A 15094-nucleotide genomic window follows, 5' to 3' on the forward strand; every position below is an offset into this window, starting at 1 on the left:
GACCACCCGACGTTGCACCTCGAACGACTACGCTTCAAACGCATGCTGGATTGGATCGTCCACCAAATCGTCGCCGTACTCCACGACGGCTCAACACCTTGCGTTGAAACCGGACCTTAACACGTGACTTGGCACTACTGAGTGATGAACGGAAGAAAGAATTGATAGTTGTAAATGCAATTTCTGGTTGTCATGCTCGCTGCTCATCAATCATCGCTCAGCGCACCACACTTGTTCATTCAAAGTGTGCATTCTTACTTCGCATTTCCTCCGTGCCTCAGTGTCTCCGTGGTGAGAATTCTTCCGTCGTAACAATCTGATCAGGACCAATGACTGTAACGCCTCTAGACCTCAGCAAGCTCAAGGTGTTTCCGCTCAGCGAGCGGCAGCATCTGACGCGCGCCGACGATATCCTTATCGATCCCGACCGTGCGCCGAAGGAGATTTCGCCCGCCAACAAAGCGTTGGTCGAGCAATGTGCCGAGCGGATGCGCACGGCGCGCGAGCGCGGCGCCTCGATCATGTTGATCTACGGCGCGCACTTGTTGCGCAATGGCGCGGCGCAGATTCTCTCGCGCATGATGGCCGAAGGCTGGCTTACGCATCTGGCCACCAACGGCGCCGGTACGATCCACGATTGGGAGTATGCCTGGTTCGGTGCCTCGACCGAAAGCGTGGAAATGAACGTCGCCTCGGGCACGTTCGGCACCTGGGACGAAACCGCCACCAACATTCATCGTGCGATCATGGCCGGGGCGCTCGATGGGCTGGGCTACGGCCGTGCACTCGGCCGGTTGATTCACACTGACGGCGTGACGCTGCCGACGACAGAAGAATTGTCCGCGGCGATTGCCCGTGAACCGGAACATCCATTAACCGCAGCCCGGGCCGACTTGCTGCGCGCCATGCGGGAACAACACTGGCCGGCCGGCCGCATCGAAGTCAAGCATCGCTGGAAGCACGCCTCGATCCTGGGCGAGGCCGCGCGACATGGCGTGCCGCTGACCGTGCATCCGGGCATCGGTTACGACATCATCTCGAACCATCCGGTGTTCAGCGGCTCGGCGATCGGCCGCGCGGCGGAATGGGATTTCAAACTCTTCGGCGGCTCGACGGAAAATCTCGATCACGGCGTGGTGCTCTCCGTCGGCTCGGCCATCATGGGCCCGCAGGTGTTCGAAAAAAGCGTCAGTTGCGTGAACAACCTGCGACTGCAAAGCGGCCGCGCGATTCTCAAGGACCACTCGATCTTCGTGGTTGACCTGCAAGACGGCGGCGGCTGGGACTGGACCGCTGGCGAGCCGCCGAAAACGAACCCTGCCTACTACCTGCGCTTCTGCAAAAGCTACTCGCGCATGGGAGGCAGCATGCAGTATCTGCAATGCGACAACGCCGCGTTCATTCACAACCTGTACGCGGCAGTGATGCGGGAAGCGTAGTTGGCAACATGCCACGCCTTTGATGTATCATTTCCGGCAGCGGAAACAGTGCCATGGCGACGAAAAAGAATTGCGCGATCTGGCTGCAATGCCTGGCCTTCGCCATCATGGGCTGGCAATCGGTTCTCGCTTCGGCAGGGCAGTTGCAAAAGCCTCGCGACGACGAGGTAGCTGCCAAGCAACCCCCCAAAAAATTCGTCAAGCGGTCAAACTTCACGCACCCGATGCCTGTCAAAGGCCGCGCTATGAATGGCCAAGGGGGGCCGGTTGCTAGCGCGAAAATCTACGTGGCGTCGAAGCTTGCCGGCTGGAAGCGCATTGCGTCGGGCGAAACAAACGGGGCGGGCCACTACGAACTTCGCGATGTCGAGCTGCCGATCGAGACGGCGAACTCGGAATCGGAAAAGGATCGGGGCGCCTTTGAGGTGTTTGGCGAAGCTGACGGATACGGTTTCGCGTGGCGAACCAAGGAATGGTTTTATCCGCAGCAGCAGCAGCAGCCAAAGCCCGAAGCAACAATCGTCCTTGACCTTGTGTTTCCACCGCCTGCGGCGCTTAGCGGGCGAATCGTTGATGAGTTCGGAAAACCTCTGCCCAACACTGTACTCACTCTCAAGTATTGCTCGACGACACCTCCGGAAGGCTATGGCCCGAACCGCGAGTTCAGAGTGATGAGTCCTGCCAATGAGCTCGAATCACTGAACGACCGGGACAGTGTGCCGCCCGAGATCAGGATTCGCACGACGGATGCCGACGGGCGATTTAGCTTCACGCAATTGCCCAAGGACTGTCGATTCCGGATTGCTGTTTCGCCGCCGAACTTCGCTGGCCGCAGCATCTGGGCCGCGACGCGCGACGATCTGCGAGATGACGAAGGAAACACGATTCTCAATGGCGACATCGTTGTGGAGTTTGCTCATCCGCGCGTCGTTCCGATCCAGGTCCTATATGGCGACACTGACAAGCCTGCCCGGAGAGTGCTTGTCCAAGGGGACAGCGCCGGCGCGCACTGGTCGGAAACATCTGATGAGGAAGGACGCGTCACGTTGCGCTTACCACCAGGCGCTTACCGATTGCAACTTCTTCCCGAACATGGCACGAGCTACCTCGTTTCCGACAGTGACTTCGTCGTCAGTGCATCGGATCAGGAGCCGATCCTCGCGCGGTTGCGACCGGCGGCCGTGGTCGAAATTACAGTCATCGATGCCGATACGGGCGTGGGAATCCCCGATGTGGACGTATGGCGCGAGGTGAACGTCCCTGCGACGCCTGACGAACCTGCTCGAACTTATCGGGAGACGCCCTATTTCCGAAGTTGGGAGGTTGCCACCCGCATAGCGCACGTGGAACGCCCGCACACTGACGAAAATGGCAAATTACGGATGCTCTTTGAAGCACGCCCGCAGCGGATCGGCGTCGCCCTTCATTCGCAGCCGCGCGGGTATCGCGTCGTGGAGGAGAATGGCCAGGTCATCTTATGCGGTGCCGGAAAGACGGTGCAGGTGACGTTTCACCTGCGGAAGATCAAGCCCGCGGCCAACGCCAAAGCGCGCTGATTCCGAAGGCTGTAGACGTCAATTCAACTCGCTCGCCTCTTCCCAGTGCGGATACAGCGTAGCCAGTGCCGCTTGCTGCTCGGTGATTTCGGCTTGGATCGCGCGCACGCGTTGCCCGTCGCGGAGGGCTTCGGGCGTGGCCAGTTCGGCGTGCAGCGCCTCGACGCGTGATTCGCGCTCGAAGATTTCCTTCTCCAGATCGGCCACCTTGCGATACGGGAATTTGCGTTTCGGCTTGGTCGCCTTGTCGTTTCGCCCCGTGCGTTTGGCGGCGGGCTTCTCCCGTTCGTCATCAGCTTTCGTTCCCGCTCCGCCGCCGGCCAGCCCTTGCGAGACCAGATGCTGATAGGCGTCGTAATTTCCCGCGACCTCGCGGAATCGACCCGGCTCGACCACCAGCACGTGATCCACGACGCGGTTGAGAAAGTACCGGTCGTGGCTCACCAGCAGCACCGTGCCGTCGAATTCCAAGAGCGACCGCTCGAGCGAATCGCGAGCCCACAGGTCCAAGTGATTCGTCGGCTCGTCGAGCACCAGAAAATTCGCATCGTCGGCCGCGAGCTGCGCAAGCGCCGCGCGGCTGCGCTCGCCACCGCTCAGACTGTCGACGCGCTGAAACACCGCATCCCCCACGAGCCCGAATCGCGCGAGCAGGCCGCGCCGCTGCGGTTCGTTGAACTGCTTGCGCGCCGGGCGGATCGCGTCGACCACTTGTGCGTCGCAATCCAGGCTGCGCAGCTGTTGATCGTGATATCCGATGCGGACGTTCGTGCCGATGATCGCCCGACCTTCGTCAGCCTTCTCTTCACCAACCAGGCAGCGCAACAGGGTGGTCTTGCCCGACCCGTTCGGCCCGAGGATTCCCCACCGCTCGCCGCGCTGGATATCGAATGACAGGTCGGCGAACAGCGGCCGATCGTAGCCCTTGGCCAGATGCTCGACGCGCAGGACGACGTCCCCCGTCCGGTCGGCGGGCGTAAAGCCCATCGGCGGCGCCTGGATTTCGCGCGGAGCCTCGACGCGTTCGATGCGGGCGAGCTTTTTGCGACGGTCTTCGGCTTGCGCGTGGTTCTGCCCGTAATGATTGCGACGAATGAAATCCTCGGTCTTGGCGATCAGCTCTTGCTGCTTCTCGTAGGTGCGCGCCTGCACCTCCAGGCGTTGCGCCTTTTGCCGCCAATAGGCCGAGAAATTGCCGGTGTAGCTATCGACCGTGCCGCGAAACAGCTCGACCGTGCGATTGGTCACCTTGTCGAGAAAGTAACGATCGTGGCTGACGATGATCATCGCCTGCGGACTATCGGCCAGAAACCGTTCGAGCCATTGCGTGGCTTCGATATCGAGATGATTCGACGGCTCGTCGAGCAGCATCAGATCCGGCTCGGACAACAACAGCCGCGCGAGCAACAACCGGTTGTGCTGCCCACCGCTGAGCGTTTCGATCGGCTGCTGGAAAGCCTCGCGCGAAAAGCCGAGCCCTTCCAGCACGCGCTCGATGCGGTGATCGATGTTGTAGGCGTCGCGATGTGTCAGTTCATGCTGCAGCCGTTCGTACCGTTCGGCCAGCCGCTTGTGCTCGGCCGGGTCGTTGGCCGCGGCCAGCTCGTGCGCGGTGCGCTCGGCATCGGCCGCGAGCGCCGTCAGGCTTGAAAGTGCCGACGCCGCTTCCTCCCACAGCGTGCGGCCGGGCACGATCGTCGGCTGCTGTTCGAGATAGTCGAGCCGGGCCGACGAATGCAATTCCACCGTGCCGCCGTCGGCCGACTGGTGTCCGGCGAGGATCGACAACAGTGTCGTTTTGCCGGCCCCGTTCGGACCGACCAGGCCGATCTTGTCGCCCGGGCGCACCTCGAACGTGACCCCGTCCAGAACGGGATCGGGTCCGAAATGTTTGACGATATCGGCGACGTTGAGCAGGATCATGGCGGTCGGGTTTTGTGTTCCGAAAGAGCGAGTTGCCGCGACTATAGGCGGCGCGCCCGGGGGTCGTGAAGTCCATTTGGGTGCGCGCCGCGACGGTACCTCTTTTGGGTACTATAGCAATCGCGAAGCCGGCGTTTCATCGGCCTTTGTGTAGGCCGTGCGTCCGGGCTAGACTGCTATATATAGGGCGGCTCCCACCTGCATCGATCGCGCCCTCGGCAACGCGGCCTTGCCGATGCACTCACGGCCACCCGCGGACGACGGTCGCGAGCAGAAGTTCGAGCACCGGACCATGAAGAAACTCACCTCCGGCGGCGGCTGGCAGGCCATTCGCTACACGTTCAGCAAAGCCCGTCAGGCGGGCGGAATCTTGAAGCTGTGGCGAGCCATGCGCTCGCGCAATGCCTGCAAGACGTGCGCTCTCGGCATGGGGGGGCAGGCGGGCGGCATGGTCAACGAGGCCGGCCACTTCCCCGAGGTCTGCAAAAAATCGTTGCAGGCCATGGTCTCTGACATGCAAGGAGGCATTCCGCCCGAGTTCTTCGCCACGTATTCCGTCGCGCAGATGCAGCAGTTCACCCCGCGCGAGCTGGAACACCGTGGACGGCTGACGCAGCCCATGTTGCACAGGCGCAATGAAAATTTTTATGAGCCGATCACCTGGGAAGACGCGCTGGCGCGGATTGCCGACAAGCTGCGCGGCCTGCGGCCTGACGAGACGTTCTGGTACACCAGCGGTCGCAGCTCGAACGAAGCCGGCTTCCTGGTGCAGCTCATGGCCCGGCTGTACGGCACCAACAACGTCAACAACTGCAGCTACTACTGCCATCAGGCGAGCGGCGTCGGCCTGGCCAATACACTGGGCACCGGCACGGCCACCGTGCAGCTCGAAGATCTGGAGCATACGGACCTGGTGTTTGTCATCGGCGGTAACCCGGCCAGCAATCATCCGCGGCTGATGACGACCTTGATGCACGTCCGCCGCCGCGGCGGGCAAGTCATCGTGATCAACCCGGTGCGCGAAACCGGCATGGTCAACTTTCGCGTGCCGAGCGATCCGCGCAGCATGCTCTTCGGCAGCGCGATCGCCAGCCTGTACGTCCAGCCCGACATCGGCGGCGATCTGGCATTGCTTACCGGCATCGCCAAGCGCATCGTCGAGATGGGAGCCATGGACCAGCGCTTTCTCAGCGAGTATTGCCACGGCTGGACGGAGCTGGAAGCAAATCTGCGCTCGCTCGACTGGCGCGATCTCTGCGAGCGCAGCGGGGTCGCCAAGAGCGACATCGACAGAATCGCCGAGCTTTATGCGCGGGCCAAGAACGCCGTCTTCTCCTGGACGATGGGAATCACGCATCACCTGCACGGCGTGCAAAATGTCGAAGCGATCACGAACCTGGCGCTCTTGCGCGGCATGGTGGGTCGGCCGCAGGCGGGCTTGCTGCCGATTCGCGGCCACTCGAACGTGCAAGGAATTGGCTCGGTCGGCGTATCGCCGAAACTGAAGGACGCCGTGTTCGACCGATTGCAGAACTACTTCGGCGTGCAACTGCCGACGGCGCCGGGCCTCGACACCATGGCTTGCATGGAAGCGGCCGAGACGGGCCGGCTGCGGTTCGGTTTCTGCCTGGGCGGAAATCTCTTCGGCTCGAACCCCGATGCCACGTACGCGGCCCGGGCGATTGCGAACCTGGACATGATCGTCTACCTGAACACGACCTTGAACACAGGGCACGCCCATGGCCTGGCCGGGGAAACGATCATCCTGCCGGTGCTCGCGCGCGATGAAGAGCCGGAAGTCACGACGCAGGAATCGATGTTCAACTACGTGCGCTTGAGCGACGGCGGGCCGGCCCGGCACGTCGGACCGCGCAGCGAAGTCTCGACGATCGCCGACCTTGCCGGTCGCGTCATGCCGGGCCATCAACCGATCGACTGGCACGGTATGCAGAGCACGCACCGCATTCGCGAGGCCATCGCGGCGATCGTGCCGGGCTTCGAGCAGATCGCGACGATCGACCAGACCAAGAAGGAATTCCAGATTCCCGGCCGTACCTTCCACACGCCCGAGTTCAAAACGCCCGACGGCAAGGCGCGCCTGAAAGTACACGAACTGCCCGATACGGGAGTCACCAACGGCCAGTTGCGGCTGATGACCGTGCGCAGCGAAGGGCAGTTCAATACCGTGGTGTACGAGGACTACGACCTGTATCGCAACCAGGACCGGCGCGACGTGATTCTCATGCATCCACAGGATATCGCGCGGCTGGGACTGCGGGCCGAAGAACGCGTGACGGTGTCGAGCGAAGTCGGCACGATGCCGCGGATCCTCGTGCGCTCTTTCGAAGAGATCAAGCCAGGCAACGTGCTGATGTATTATCCCGAGGCCAACGTGCTGGTCCCCCGGCACGTCGATCCGGCCTCGAAAACGCCGGCTTTCAAATCGATCCTGGTGCACGTCGAGTCGCCGGTGCGCGTCGCGGCCGGGGCGGGGGTTTAGCGGCTCTTGCAAACTCGGCCGCGTTCGAAATGATCGAACCGCGGCGCGGGTCATGAATGCCTCGATTGTATGTGAGTGACGGTCCCTACCCTCCCCCGACCCCTCCCTGACAGGGAGGGGAGTTTTTTTGGCGTTTAGACGAAGCGCTGAGTCAAACCGCGCGACCCTCGGGTGCCACTAGTGCCACTTAGTGCCACTGGTAGCTTGTCTACCAGTGTTCGACTTGTGTTCTGCACTGGTGGACGAGCCACCAGTGGCACCCAATTCCTTTTGAAACAGTCAAAGACGGTCTAAGCTCTCTCCCATGGATCCCGAAGCGCAATTCCTGTTCGTCACTTGCCAGGTCGGCGCCGAGCCGGCCGTGAAGAGCGAATTCGCGCGGCGCTGGCCTGCGTTTCGCTTTGCGTTTTCGCGCCCCGGGTTTCTGACGTTCAAGCTGCCGAGTCCGTACCGCGTGCCGGACGATTTCGATCCGCAGTCGGTCTTCGCCCGCACGTGTGGCATCTGTCTGGGAAAAGTGACGGGCGCCCACGATGATGAGCTGGCCGGCGCCGCGTGGAAGCTGGTTGCCGGGCGGAGCTTTACGCGGCTGCACGTCTGGCAGCGCGATTTACGCGCGCCGGGCGATCATGACTTCGAACCGGGCCCGACCGACGCCGCGGCCGTGGCGCGTACCGCGCTTGGTCGCCAGGCGCCCCCCGCGTTCGCGACGCTGGCCGCCGCGCCGTCACTGGCCCAACCCGGCGACCACGTGCTCGACTGCATCTTGATCGACCCGGGACAATGGTGGATCGGCACACATCGCGCGCAGCGCGGTCCCTCATCGCGCGAAGGAGGCTTTTACGACGTGCGGCCGCCCGCCGACATGGTCTCGCGCGCGTATTTGAAAATGTGCGAAGCGCTCGCGTGGTCGCACTTGCCAGTCGTCGCCGGGCAACAGGCCGTCGAGCTGGGTTGCGCTCCGGGAGGGAGTTGCCAGGCGCTCTTGGAGCGCGGACTCGCGGTCGTGGGCGTCGATCCGGCGGCCATGCACGCGACGGTGCTCGCGCACCCGCACTTCACTCACTTGCGCAAGCGCGCGGCCGACGTGCGCCGGCGTGAGTTTCGCAAAACGCGCCTGCTGGCGGCCGACATGAATGTGCCGCCGGAGGTCACGCTCGAGGCCGTCGAAGCGATCGTCACGCACCCTGAGGTCCACATCGAGAGCCTGCTTTTGACCTTGAAGTTGCACGATTGGCAACTGGCCGATTCGGTACCCGATTATCTCGAGCGGGTCCGAGCCTGGGGATACCCCGAGGTCCTGGCACGGCAACTGCAGCATGGTCGGCAGGAAATCTGCGTGGCGGCCAGCCGCCCGGCAAAACGCCGCACTCGTGGCGGAGCCAAGCGTCGGCGGACGGCTCGGCCCATGCGTCGCGAACCGCGCGGCTGAAGCGTCGGCGCCCCTATCCTCGCCGGCGAATCGAGATTCCCCGTGTGACCCCACGCCCTAGAATTCGTTCACCGGCCGAGCGCGGTCGCGCGACTTCGGCGGGCGCGTTTGCAATCGGCTTTTCTATCGGAGGTTGGCTCCCATGACCACCGTTTACCAGCCGATCGAAAACTACGGAATCATCGGCAACATGCGCACCGCGGCCCTGGTCGGCATGAACGGGGCCATCGACTGGCTCTGTTTGCCGCACTTCGATTCGCCGAGCGTCTTTGCCGCGATCCTTGATGCGAAAAAAGGAGGAAACTTCCGCATCGCGCCCATCGGCGACGATTTTCGCAACAAGCAGTTCTATTGGCCCGACACGAATATTCTGATCACCCGATTCTTGCACGCGGATGGAATCGGCGAGATCGAGGACTACATGCCGGTCGGCGAGGTGGCGGCCGCGGCCGACGTGCTGGTGCGCCGCGTGCGCGTGGTGCGCGGCCAGGTGTCGTTCCGCCTGGAATGCACGCCGGCGTTCGACTATGCCCGCGCCCCTGCCCAAGTTCATTTCGGCGACCATGGCGCCTACTTCACCGGTTCCGATATCCGTTTGGGCCTGGCCTCGTCGATCCCACTGGTGCGAACGGCTGGCGGCGTAACGGCCGAATTCTCGCTTGCTGAAGGGAAGAGCCTGACTTTCGTGCTGCGTCTTCTCGACGGCGATCGTCCCATGACGTATTGTCCCGGGGGCGAGCACGCCGAAAAGCTCTTTCGCGGCACGGTCGAGTTCTGGCGGCGCTGGCTGTCGGCGTGCTCGTACTCGGGGCGTTGGCGCGAGATCGTGCAGCGGTCGGCGCTCACGCTCAAGCTGTTGTCTTTCGAGCCAACCGGCGCCATCGTGGCCGCTCCCACCTGCAGCTTGCCCGAGACGATCGGCGGCACCCGCAACTGGGATTATCGCTACACCTGGATTCGCGACGCGGCGTTTACGCTGTACGGCTTGCTGCGCGTGGGCTTCACGGACGAGGCATCGCGCTTCGTGAGCTGGCTCAAGGACCGCTGGCAAGAGACGGGTTTCGACGAAACTGGTCCCCTGCAGCTCATGTACGGCATCGACGGACGGGCGGACCTTACGGAAGAGACGCTCGACCATTTGGAAGGCTACCGTGGCTCGGCGCCGGTGCGCATCGGCAACGCCGCGCATCGGCAGTTGCAATTAGACATCTACGGCGAATTGATGGACGCCGCTTATCTTCACAACAAGTATGTAGCCCCCATCGGTTACGACAGTTGGCAACGGCTGCGGCGTCTGGTCGATTGGCTGTGCAACCATTGGCAGCTTCCGGACAACGGAATCTGGGAAGTGCGTGGCGGCGAACGACAGTACGTGTTTTCGAAGTTCATGTCCTGGGTGGCGGTCGACCGCGCCTTGCGCTTGGCCGAAAAGCGCTCCTTTCCCGCCGATCGCGCCCATTGGCTGCGCGTCCGCGACGAGATCTACGAAGAGGTCATGTCCAAAGGCTGGAACGCCGAGCGCAAGGCGTTCGTGCAATCCTACGGTTCCGATGCGCTCGATGCTTCCACCCTGCTCATGCCGCTGACGTTCTTCATGGCCCCGAACGATCCACGCATGTTGAGCACCGTCGACGCGATCCGGAAGTCGGTCGCCTCCGGCGGTCTGGCGGCCGACGGACTGGTCTATCGTTATGATCCCAACGCGGGTCTGGACAACCTCGGAGGCAACGAAGGCACCTTCAACATGTGTTCGTTCTGGCTCGTCGAAGCGTTGACGCGCGCCGGCCTGACCGATCCGCAGCGACTCGAAGATGCCCGGCTGATGTTCGAACAAGTGCTCGGCTACGGCAATCACCTGGGACTCTATGCCGAACAAACAGGCGCCAGCGGCGAGGCGCTGGGCAACTTCCCGCAAGCTTTTACGCACCTGGCCCTCATCAGCGCAGCCTTCAACCTCGATCGCACTCTTGATCAGCACCGTGCCCGCCGCCACCGATAGTCCGCGATCCGCGGAACATCCTTGGCCACGGGGCGGCAGGAAGCAAAAGTCGCTCGCGCCCCGACCAGCGCGGTCGCGATGCCATCGGGCGTGCCCCGGCCGGGAAGGCGCCGACGACAGGTTTTCGTCCGGCAGTCGCTCGCAGCTTACGGCGATGATTTGCCGAGGCGTCGCGGCTGAAGCGGCCTGGCTGCCGGTTGCGCGCCTCTCGGGATCAGTCGCTGGAACGATTCTTGCATGAAGTTTTCACGGGACGTGTGAAAATGCACTGTCTTCGACAAAAGAAGGAGTATCGTCATGGCCCAAGACCCCGTGTGCGGAATGGAAGTAAAGCCCGAGAACGCCGTCGCGAAGGCCGATTACGGCGGCAAGACGTATCACTTTTGCTCGGTCGATTGTCAAAGGCAGTTCAAGGACAACCCGGAGAAGTTCGTCAAGCAACACGCGCAGTCAAAATAGCGGCGTGTTCGGTGCACAGCCTTCGCATTCTCGAATGTTGTTGTAACGTCGCGTCGGGTCGCGGCCAAATGGCTCACTGTCGATCGCGGCAGGCCTTGATCCTAGAGCAGCTTCACGCGGACGGCCGGAGTTCCACGACGCGGTCATCAAGGCTCGCGGCCGCGCCGTTCAACGCCTGCCGAATGTCCGCGTCGTCGAGTTCCGGATACTCGGCGCGAAGCTGTTCACGATCGGGGTACGTCTGCCAAGGCTTCCAGAACCCGGCGGACGGTCAGACGCAGACCACGAATGCACGGTTGGCCGTTGAGTATCGCGGGATCGGAGGTGATTCGATCGAAGGTTGTCATGGCGTGATGCTACCCTCTCGCGGCGCCGATAACGCTCGATGATCTCGGTCTCGAAGGGCAGATTCCGCAGCCGCGGCACTTGCAACGTCACTTCGCCCGCCTTGGTGTGCAGCTTGCGATCGTAATGGCCGGCCCGCGTATCCAATCGCTCGGGCGAGCGGGCGTAACGCTTCGCTCCACACAGCTCATCGGCCTCGGCTTGCAGCAGACCGTTGAGCGTCTGCTCGACCGACTCGCGCACCACCTGGTCCACATGCGAGCGAATCTTCCCCTCCTCGATCCGAATCACGCCCTCAAAGTTCTCCCCGCTTCCCGATTGTGGTATCATCTCCATCTGGCAGTCCTTTCGATCTGATAGTTGTTCGTGTGACAACAAACTTCTACCAGCTCCAGGACTGCCTTTTCAATTTGTGCGCAACAATCTGGACGTTATCTTACGCTTCGTCACATTCCCCGTCCAAAACACCAAGCCCCGGACTCGCAGTGGCTAGGAACTGTCTTACCTATCTTCTCGGATGACCTTTTCGGGAGGGACAACCAGAACCTTAAGTCCAGCGACATTCAGCACGCGCAGGATGCGGTTTTCGGGAGGGACAACGGACAACGGTTCATTGGCCGCGCGGAGCAGAACGAACGGCTTCGCGGAAAGCCGTCGTTGTCTTATATCCGTGCTCGGTATGCTCAATGGCACCGGTTTCGACGAGGAGAAGGACGTCGTGTGTCTGTTTCAAAAACCGATCGCGAGGAATTTTCCATTTCGACGATAGCGCCACTCGCGTAATACAATGTGCCCAATGAGGCCGTCGATTCACGGTTCCGCAGTAAGAACTTCCAGTCTGTATTCGCCGAGAACATCGCTCGAATTGTGGCATCCAATTCAGATATTGCTCAAGAAGTACAATCGTAATACTGCAATTACTGTCTAATATTGACCGCAAAATGTCTGTAAATGCGTGTTGTCCAAGCATGCCAAGTGTGAACCAGTCGTGATTCATGGCAGCTATTAGCGTGTTACCGAACTCGGACCACATGTTAACATTCTGTCCACGCGGACGAGCACGAAAAAGCGCCTCGTGGATAACGTAGGGTCGCCAACAATTCTCTCGCTTGCGAAGCCAAATAGGCGGATTCTCCACGAATAGATAATCTGGAATTGTCTGGGTATTCGGTTCAGACTGCAAAACGTCCTGCAAATCGTTCGCCTGCAACATACGCAAGACTAGCTTGTCTGCCCATGCACCGACGCTTGCATGGGTACCGAACATGCCGTCTGGAACAACCCATTCGCGCCGCCTGGCACGGAGGAACGATTCGTCTGGCGGCCCCTTCTCAACAATGATCGTGGACTCCAAATGGGACGACTTGCCGATTCGAGTTGCCTCTTCATAGTTGAGCCACGGCGTCTGACGAAGCCCCAGCTGTTGAATCAGGTCCGCGAGGAGATTCATGGATGCAGGAGACGCCTGTTCAAAATCACCAGAGGTGAGCTCGTCTAATCGAGCGGATATATCAATGTCGAGACCTAAGCGGGTAGAAAATGCTAGAACATTTGGCCACGTCGCTTCGACACTTGCAACGGACTTCGAAGCGCATATGGCCGAGATACATGTGGGGCCGTCGAATAACTCGACATGCCATCCGCACAGTTCCGTGACCACCATCCGCAATAGATAACCCACATTCGCGTCAAGGAGATCAGGAGCTGGTCGCCCCCAAGGACCCTCCGGAAGCACGCATACCCAACCGTTCTCAGGAGGAAATACATAGCCCCGCAAGCCTGCACGCCGCAAAAGCGCAATGCCATCCTGAACGTCGCCCGAACGTAAGTGATAGGCGTCGGTATATGGGTACACGACCAATATTCCAGCCAGACTTTTTATACCGGACACGAGCCTGTTTGGTTGCTGGATCCGGCAAACGGAATACCATTAATTTCTTGCTCTAAATACGGTATGAGGAACAGTGGAAGGGCCGCCGGCGTCCACCGCTGTCCAGGATTCGGGGGTTGCACACCAGGATTCAATTGCACGTCTGGTCGCGTACCCCACAACAGGAAAAGGAGCCATTTTAAGTAGTTGTTCGGAACTTCCACTTCTGGATTTGTCATTGGAATGTGCACAGGCTTAGTGCCGAAATCCCAATTCTTGGTTAGGTACCGATATCGAATCACGCCTTTTGAGGAAAGATCGTACCACCAGGAGAGAGTCCCGCAGACATTTATTCTCGTGCCTCCGGATCCCACAAACCGCAACGTACCGCGTCCAACTCTCCAATTTGGAAGGTTCTGTTGGACAAGACTGATATATTGGATTAATTGAGCTTGCGCAGCCGCATCGCTAAAAGTGCTTGATTTGATTTCATAAATCCATGCGCGACAACGACTTTTTTCGTAAACCGTGATATCCGGTCGTGGACGTATTCTTTCTTCAATGTCGTCTCCGGAAAGAATACCAACAAGTGTACTAAGCTCGATATTTCCTCTGACGTCGACGTTTGGAGGACGGTTATCCGTCATGAATGTCTGAATGTCAATGTGTGCCTGAAGTCCGCACATCGCTGTTAACAGCCATCTTGGCCAATTTGGGTTAATGTTGACGAGACCAAACGGATCGATATTCGATGCAGGATTATCATCAACGTAAGCATAAAGATTTGGATACTTGTTGCTTTGGTATCCAGATGGATCCCGACTCAGCCACCGCCCCAGTAAAGAATGGTGATAACGGTTACGTGCAAGATACAATGCGGACTCTTTGTCCCAGCGGTAGCTTGCGTATCGCGTTTCCCAATCTTTCACATCAGTGGTGACCGCGAATACCGCGGACAGAACCGTCGGCACCCCATACGCATCATAATTGAATCGTTCGATAACGGTACCCGCAGTACTGACTAGGGCCACGACATTCCAGTTGTCGACAAAGAAACGGGGACAGGTCCAGTTTACGAATCGCGTGGCGAGGGCTTGCGGGGTCGGCCGGGTGCGCGGAGCGTGGCTTCGAGTCCGAGGGTTTCGCTGGTGGACGCAATCCACGACGCGCTGCCGTAGGGAGCGCCGCGCTGAACGCTTCGGCGCAGCGCCTCCAATTCGGCTTTCGTCTGCGCGGCGTTGACATGCTCGCGCCAACGACGCGGGCGGGAAACGGGCCAACTCGAAAGCCACTCCTTTTGTTCCGCCGTTCCCTGTTCGCGAATCCAGAGGCTCCCCCACCGCCAATCGACAGCGCGGCGGACGAGCCCGGCCCGCAGCGCGTTCCGCTCGACGTACCGCAAGACCTGGTAAAAATGCTCGTCCGTCTGGACCGGGAACGATTTGAAACGGCCCTGATAGACGTGGCCATAGCCGAGCCGCCGCTTGGCCCGCACCCACCGCGTCGCATGCGTCACCGTGAGCCGTTGAAAGAATCGTCCCAATTGACCTTCCGCATCGGGCCACACCACA

Annotated in this window: 11 protein-coding genes; 6 read left to right on the forward strand and 5 right to left on the reverse strand. The window is 60.6% G+C overall.

The window, feature by feature from the left end:
• Positions 1-329 precede the first annotated feature (329 nt).
• Together VHD36_20125 and VHD36_20130 are read left to right on the forward strand one after the other, a co-directional pair.
• Positions 330-1439 (forward strand): hypothetical protein, encoded by a 1110-nt coding sequence (locus VHD36_20125; protein HVU89647.1) that lies wholly within the window; start codon positions 330-332, stop codon positions 1437-1439.
• Between the two features lie 53 nt (positions 1440-1492).
• Positions 1493-2995, forward strand: a complete 1503-nt coding sequence (locus VHD36_20130) for a hypothetical protein (GenBank protein HVU89648.1) — start codon at positions 1493-1495, stop codon at positions 2993-2995.
• 18 nt (positions 2996-3013) lie between these two features.
• On the opposite strand, the gene VHD36_20135 is transcribed toward VHD36_20130, so the two are convergent.
• Positions 3014-4918: an ABC-F family ATP-binding cassette domain-containing protein gene (locus VHD36_20135; protein HVU89649.1), complete on the reverse strand. Its 1905-nt coding sequence runs from the start codon at positions 4916-4918 to the stop codon at positions 3014-3016.
• A 292-nt stretch (positions 4919-5210) separates the two neighbouring features.
• Between VHD36_20135 and VHD36_20140 the strand changes: the two genes are divergently transcribed.
• From VHD36_20140 to VHD36_20155, 4 genes are all read left to right on the forward strand, one after another.
• Entirely contained in the window at positions 5211-7418 is a 2208-nt protein-coding gene (locus VHD36_20140; GenBank protein HVU89650.1) for an FdhF/YdeP family oxidoreductase, read from the forward strand.
• Between the two features lie 304 nt (positions 7419-7722).
• Positions 7723-8850 (forward strand): SAM-dependent methyltransferase, encoded by a 1128-nt coding sequence (locus VHD36_20145; GenBank protein ID HVU89651.1) that lies wholly within the window; start codon positions 7723-7725, stop codon positions 8848-8850.
• Positions 8851-8992: 142 nt separating this feature from the next.
• Positions 8993-10849 carry a glycoside hydrolase family 15 protein gene (locus tag VHD36_20150; GenBank protein HVU89652.1) on the forward strand — a complete coding sequence of 619 codons (1857 nt, stop codon included), beginning with the start codon at positions 8993-8995 and terminating at the stop codon, positions 10847-10849.
• A 297-nt stretch (positions 10850-11146) separates the two neighbouring features.
• A complete protein-coding gene (locus tag VHD36_20155) occupies positions 11147-11308 on the forward strand; it encodes a YHS domain-containing protein (protein ID HVU89653.1) in 162 nt (53 codons plus the stop codon).
• Positions 11309-11476: 168 nt separating this feature from the next.
• Here the strand turns inward: VHD36_20155 and VHD36_20160 are convergent, their stop codons facing one another.
• The 4 genes from VHD36_20160 to VHD36_20175 all read right to left on the reverse strand — a co-directional run.
• Complete coding sequence (locus VHD36_20160) at positions 11477-11944, reverse strand: transposase (GenBank protein ID HVU89654.1); 468 nt, start codon at positions 11942-11944, stop codon at positions 11477-11479.
• Positions 11945-12263: 319 nt separating this feature from the next.
• On the reverse strand, positions 12264-13508 hold the full coding sequence (locus VHD36_20165; protein ID HVU89655.1) for a hypothetical protein: 1245 nt from the start codon (positions 13506-13508) through the stop codon (positions 12264-12266).
• Positions 13509-13531: 23 nt separating this feature from the next.
• Positions 13532-14554: an RHS repeat-associated core domain-containing protein gene (locus VHD36_20170; protein ID HVU89656.1), complete on the reverse strand. Its 1023-nt coding sequence runs from the start codon at positions 14552-14554 to the stop codon at positions 13532-13534.
• A 41-nt stretch (positions 14555-14595) separates the two neighbouring features.
• The coding region (locus VHD36_20175) for a hypothetical protein (protein HVU89657.1) at positions 14596-15094 on the reverse strand (499 nt) is incomplete at its 5' end.

It is taken from the genome of Pirellulales bacterium, from assembly GCA_035546535.1.
In the GTDB taxonomy this organism is placed as follows: Bacteria; Planctomycetota; Planctomycetia; order Pirellulales; family JACPPG01; genus JACPPG01.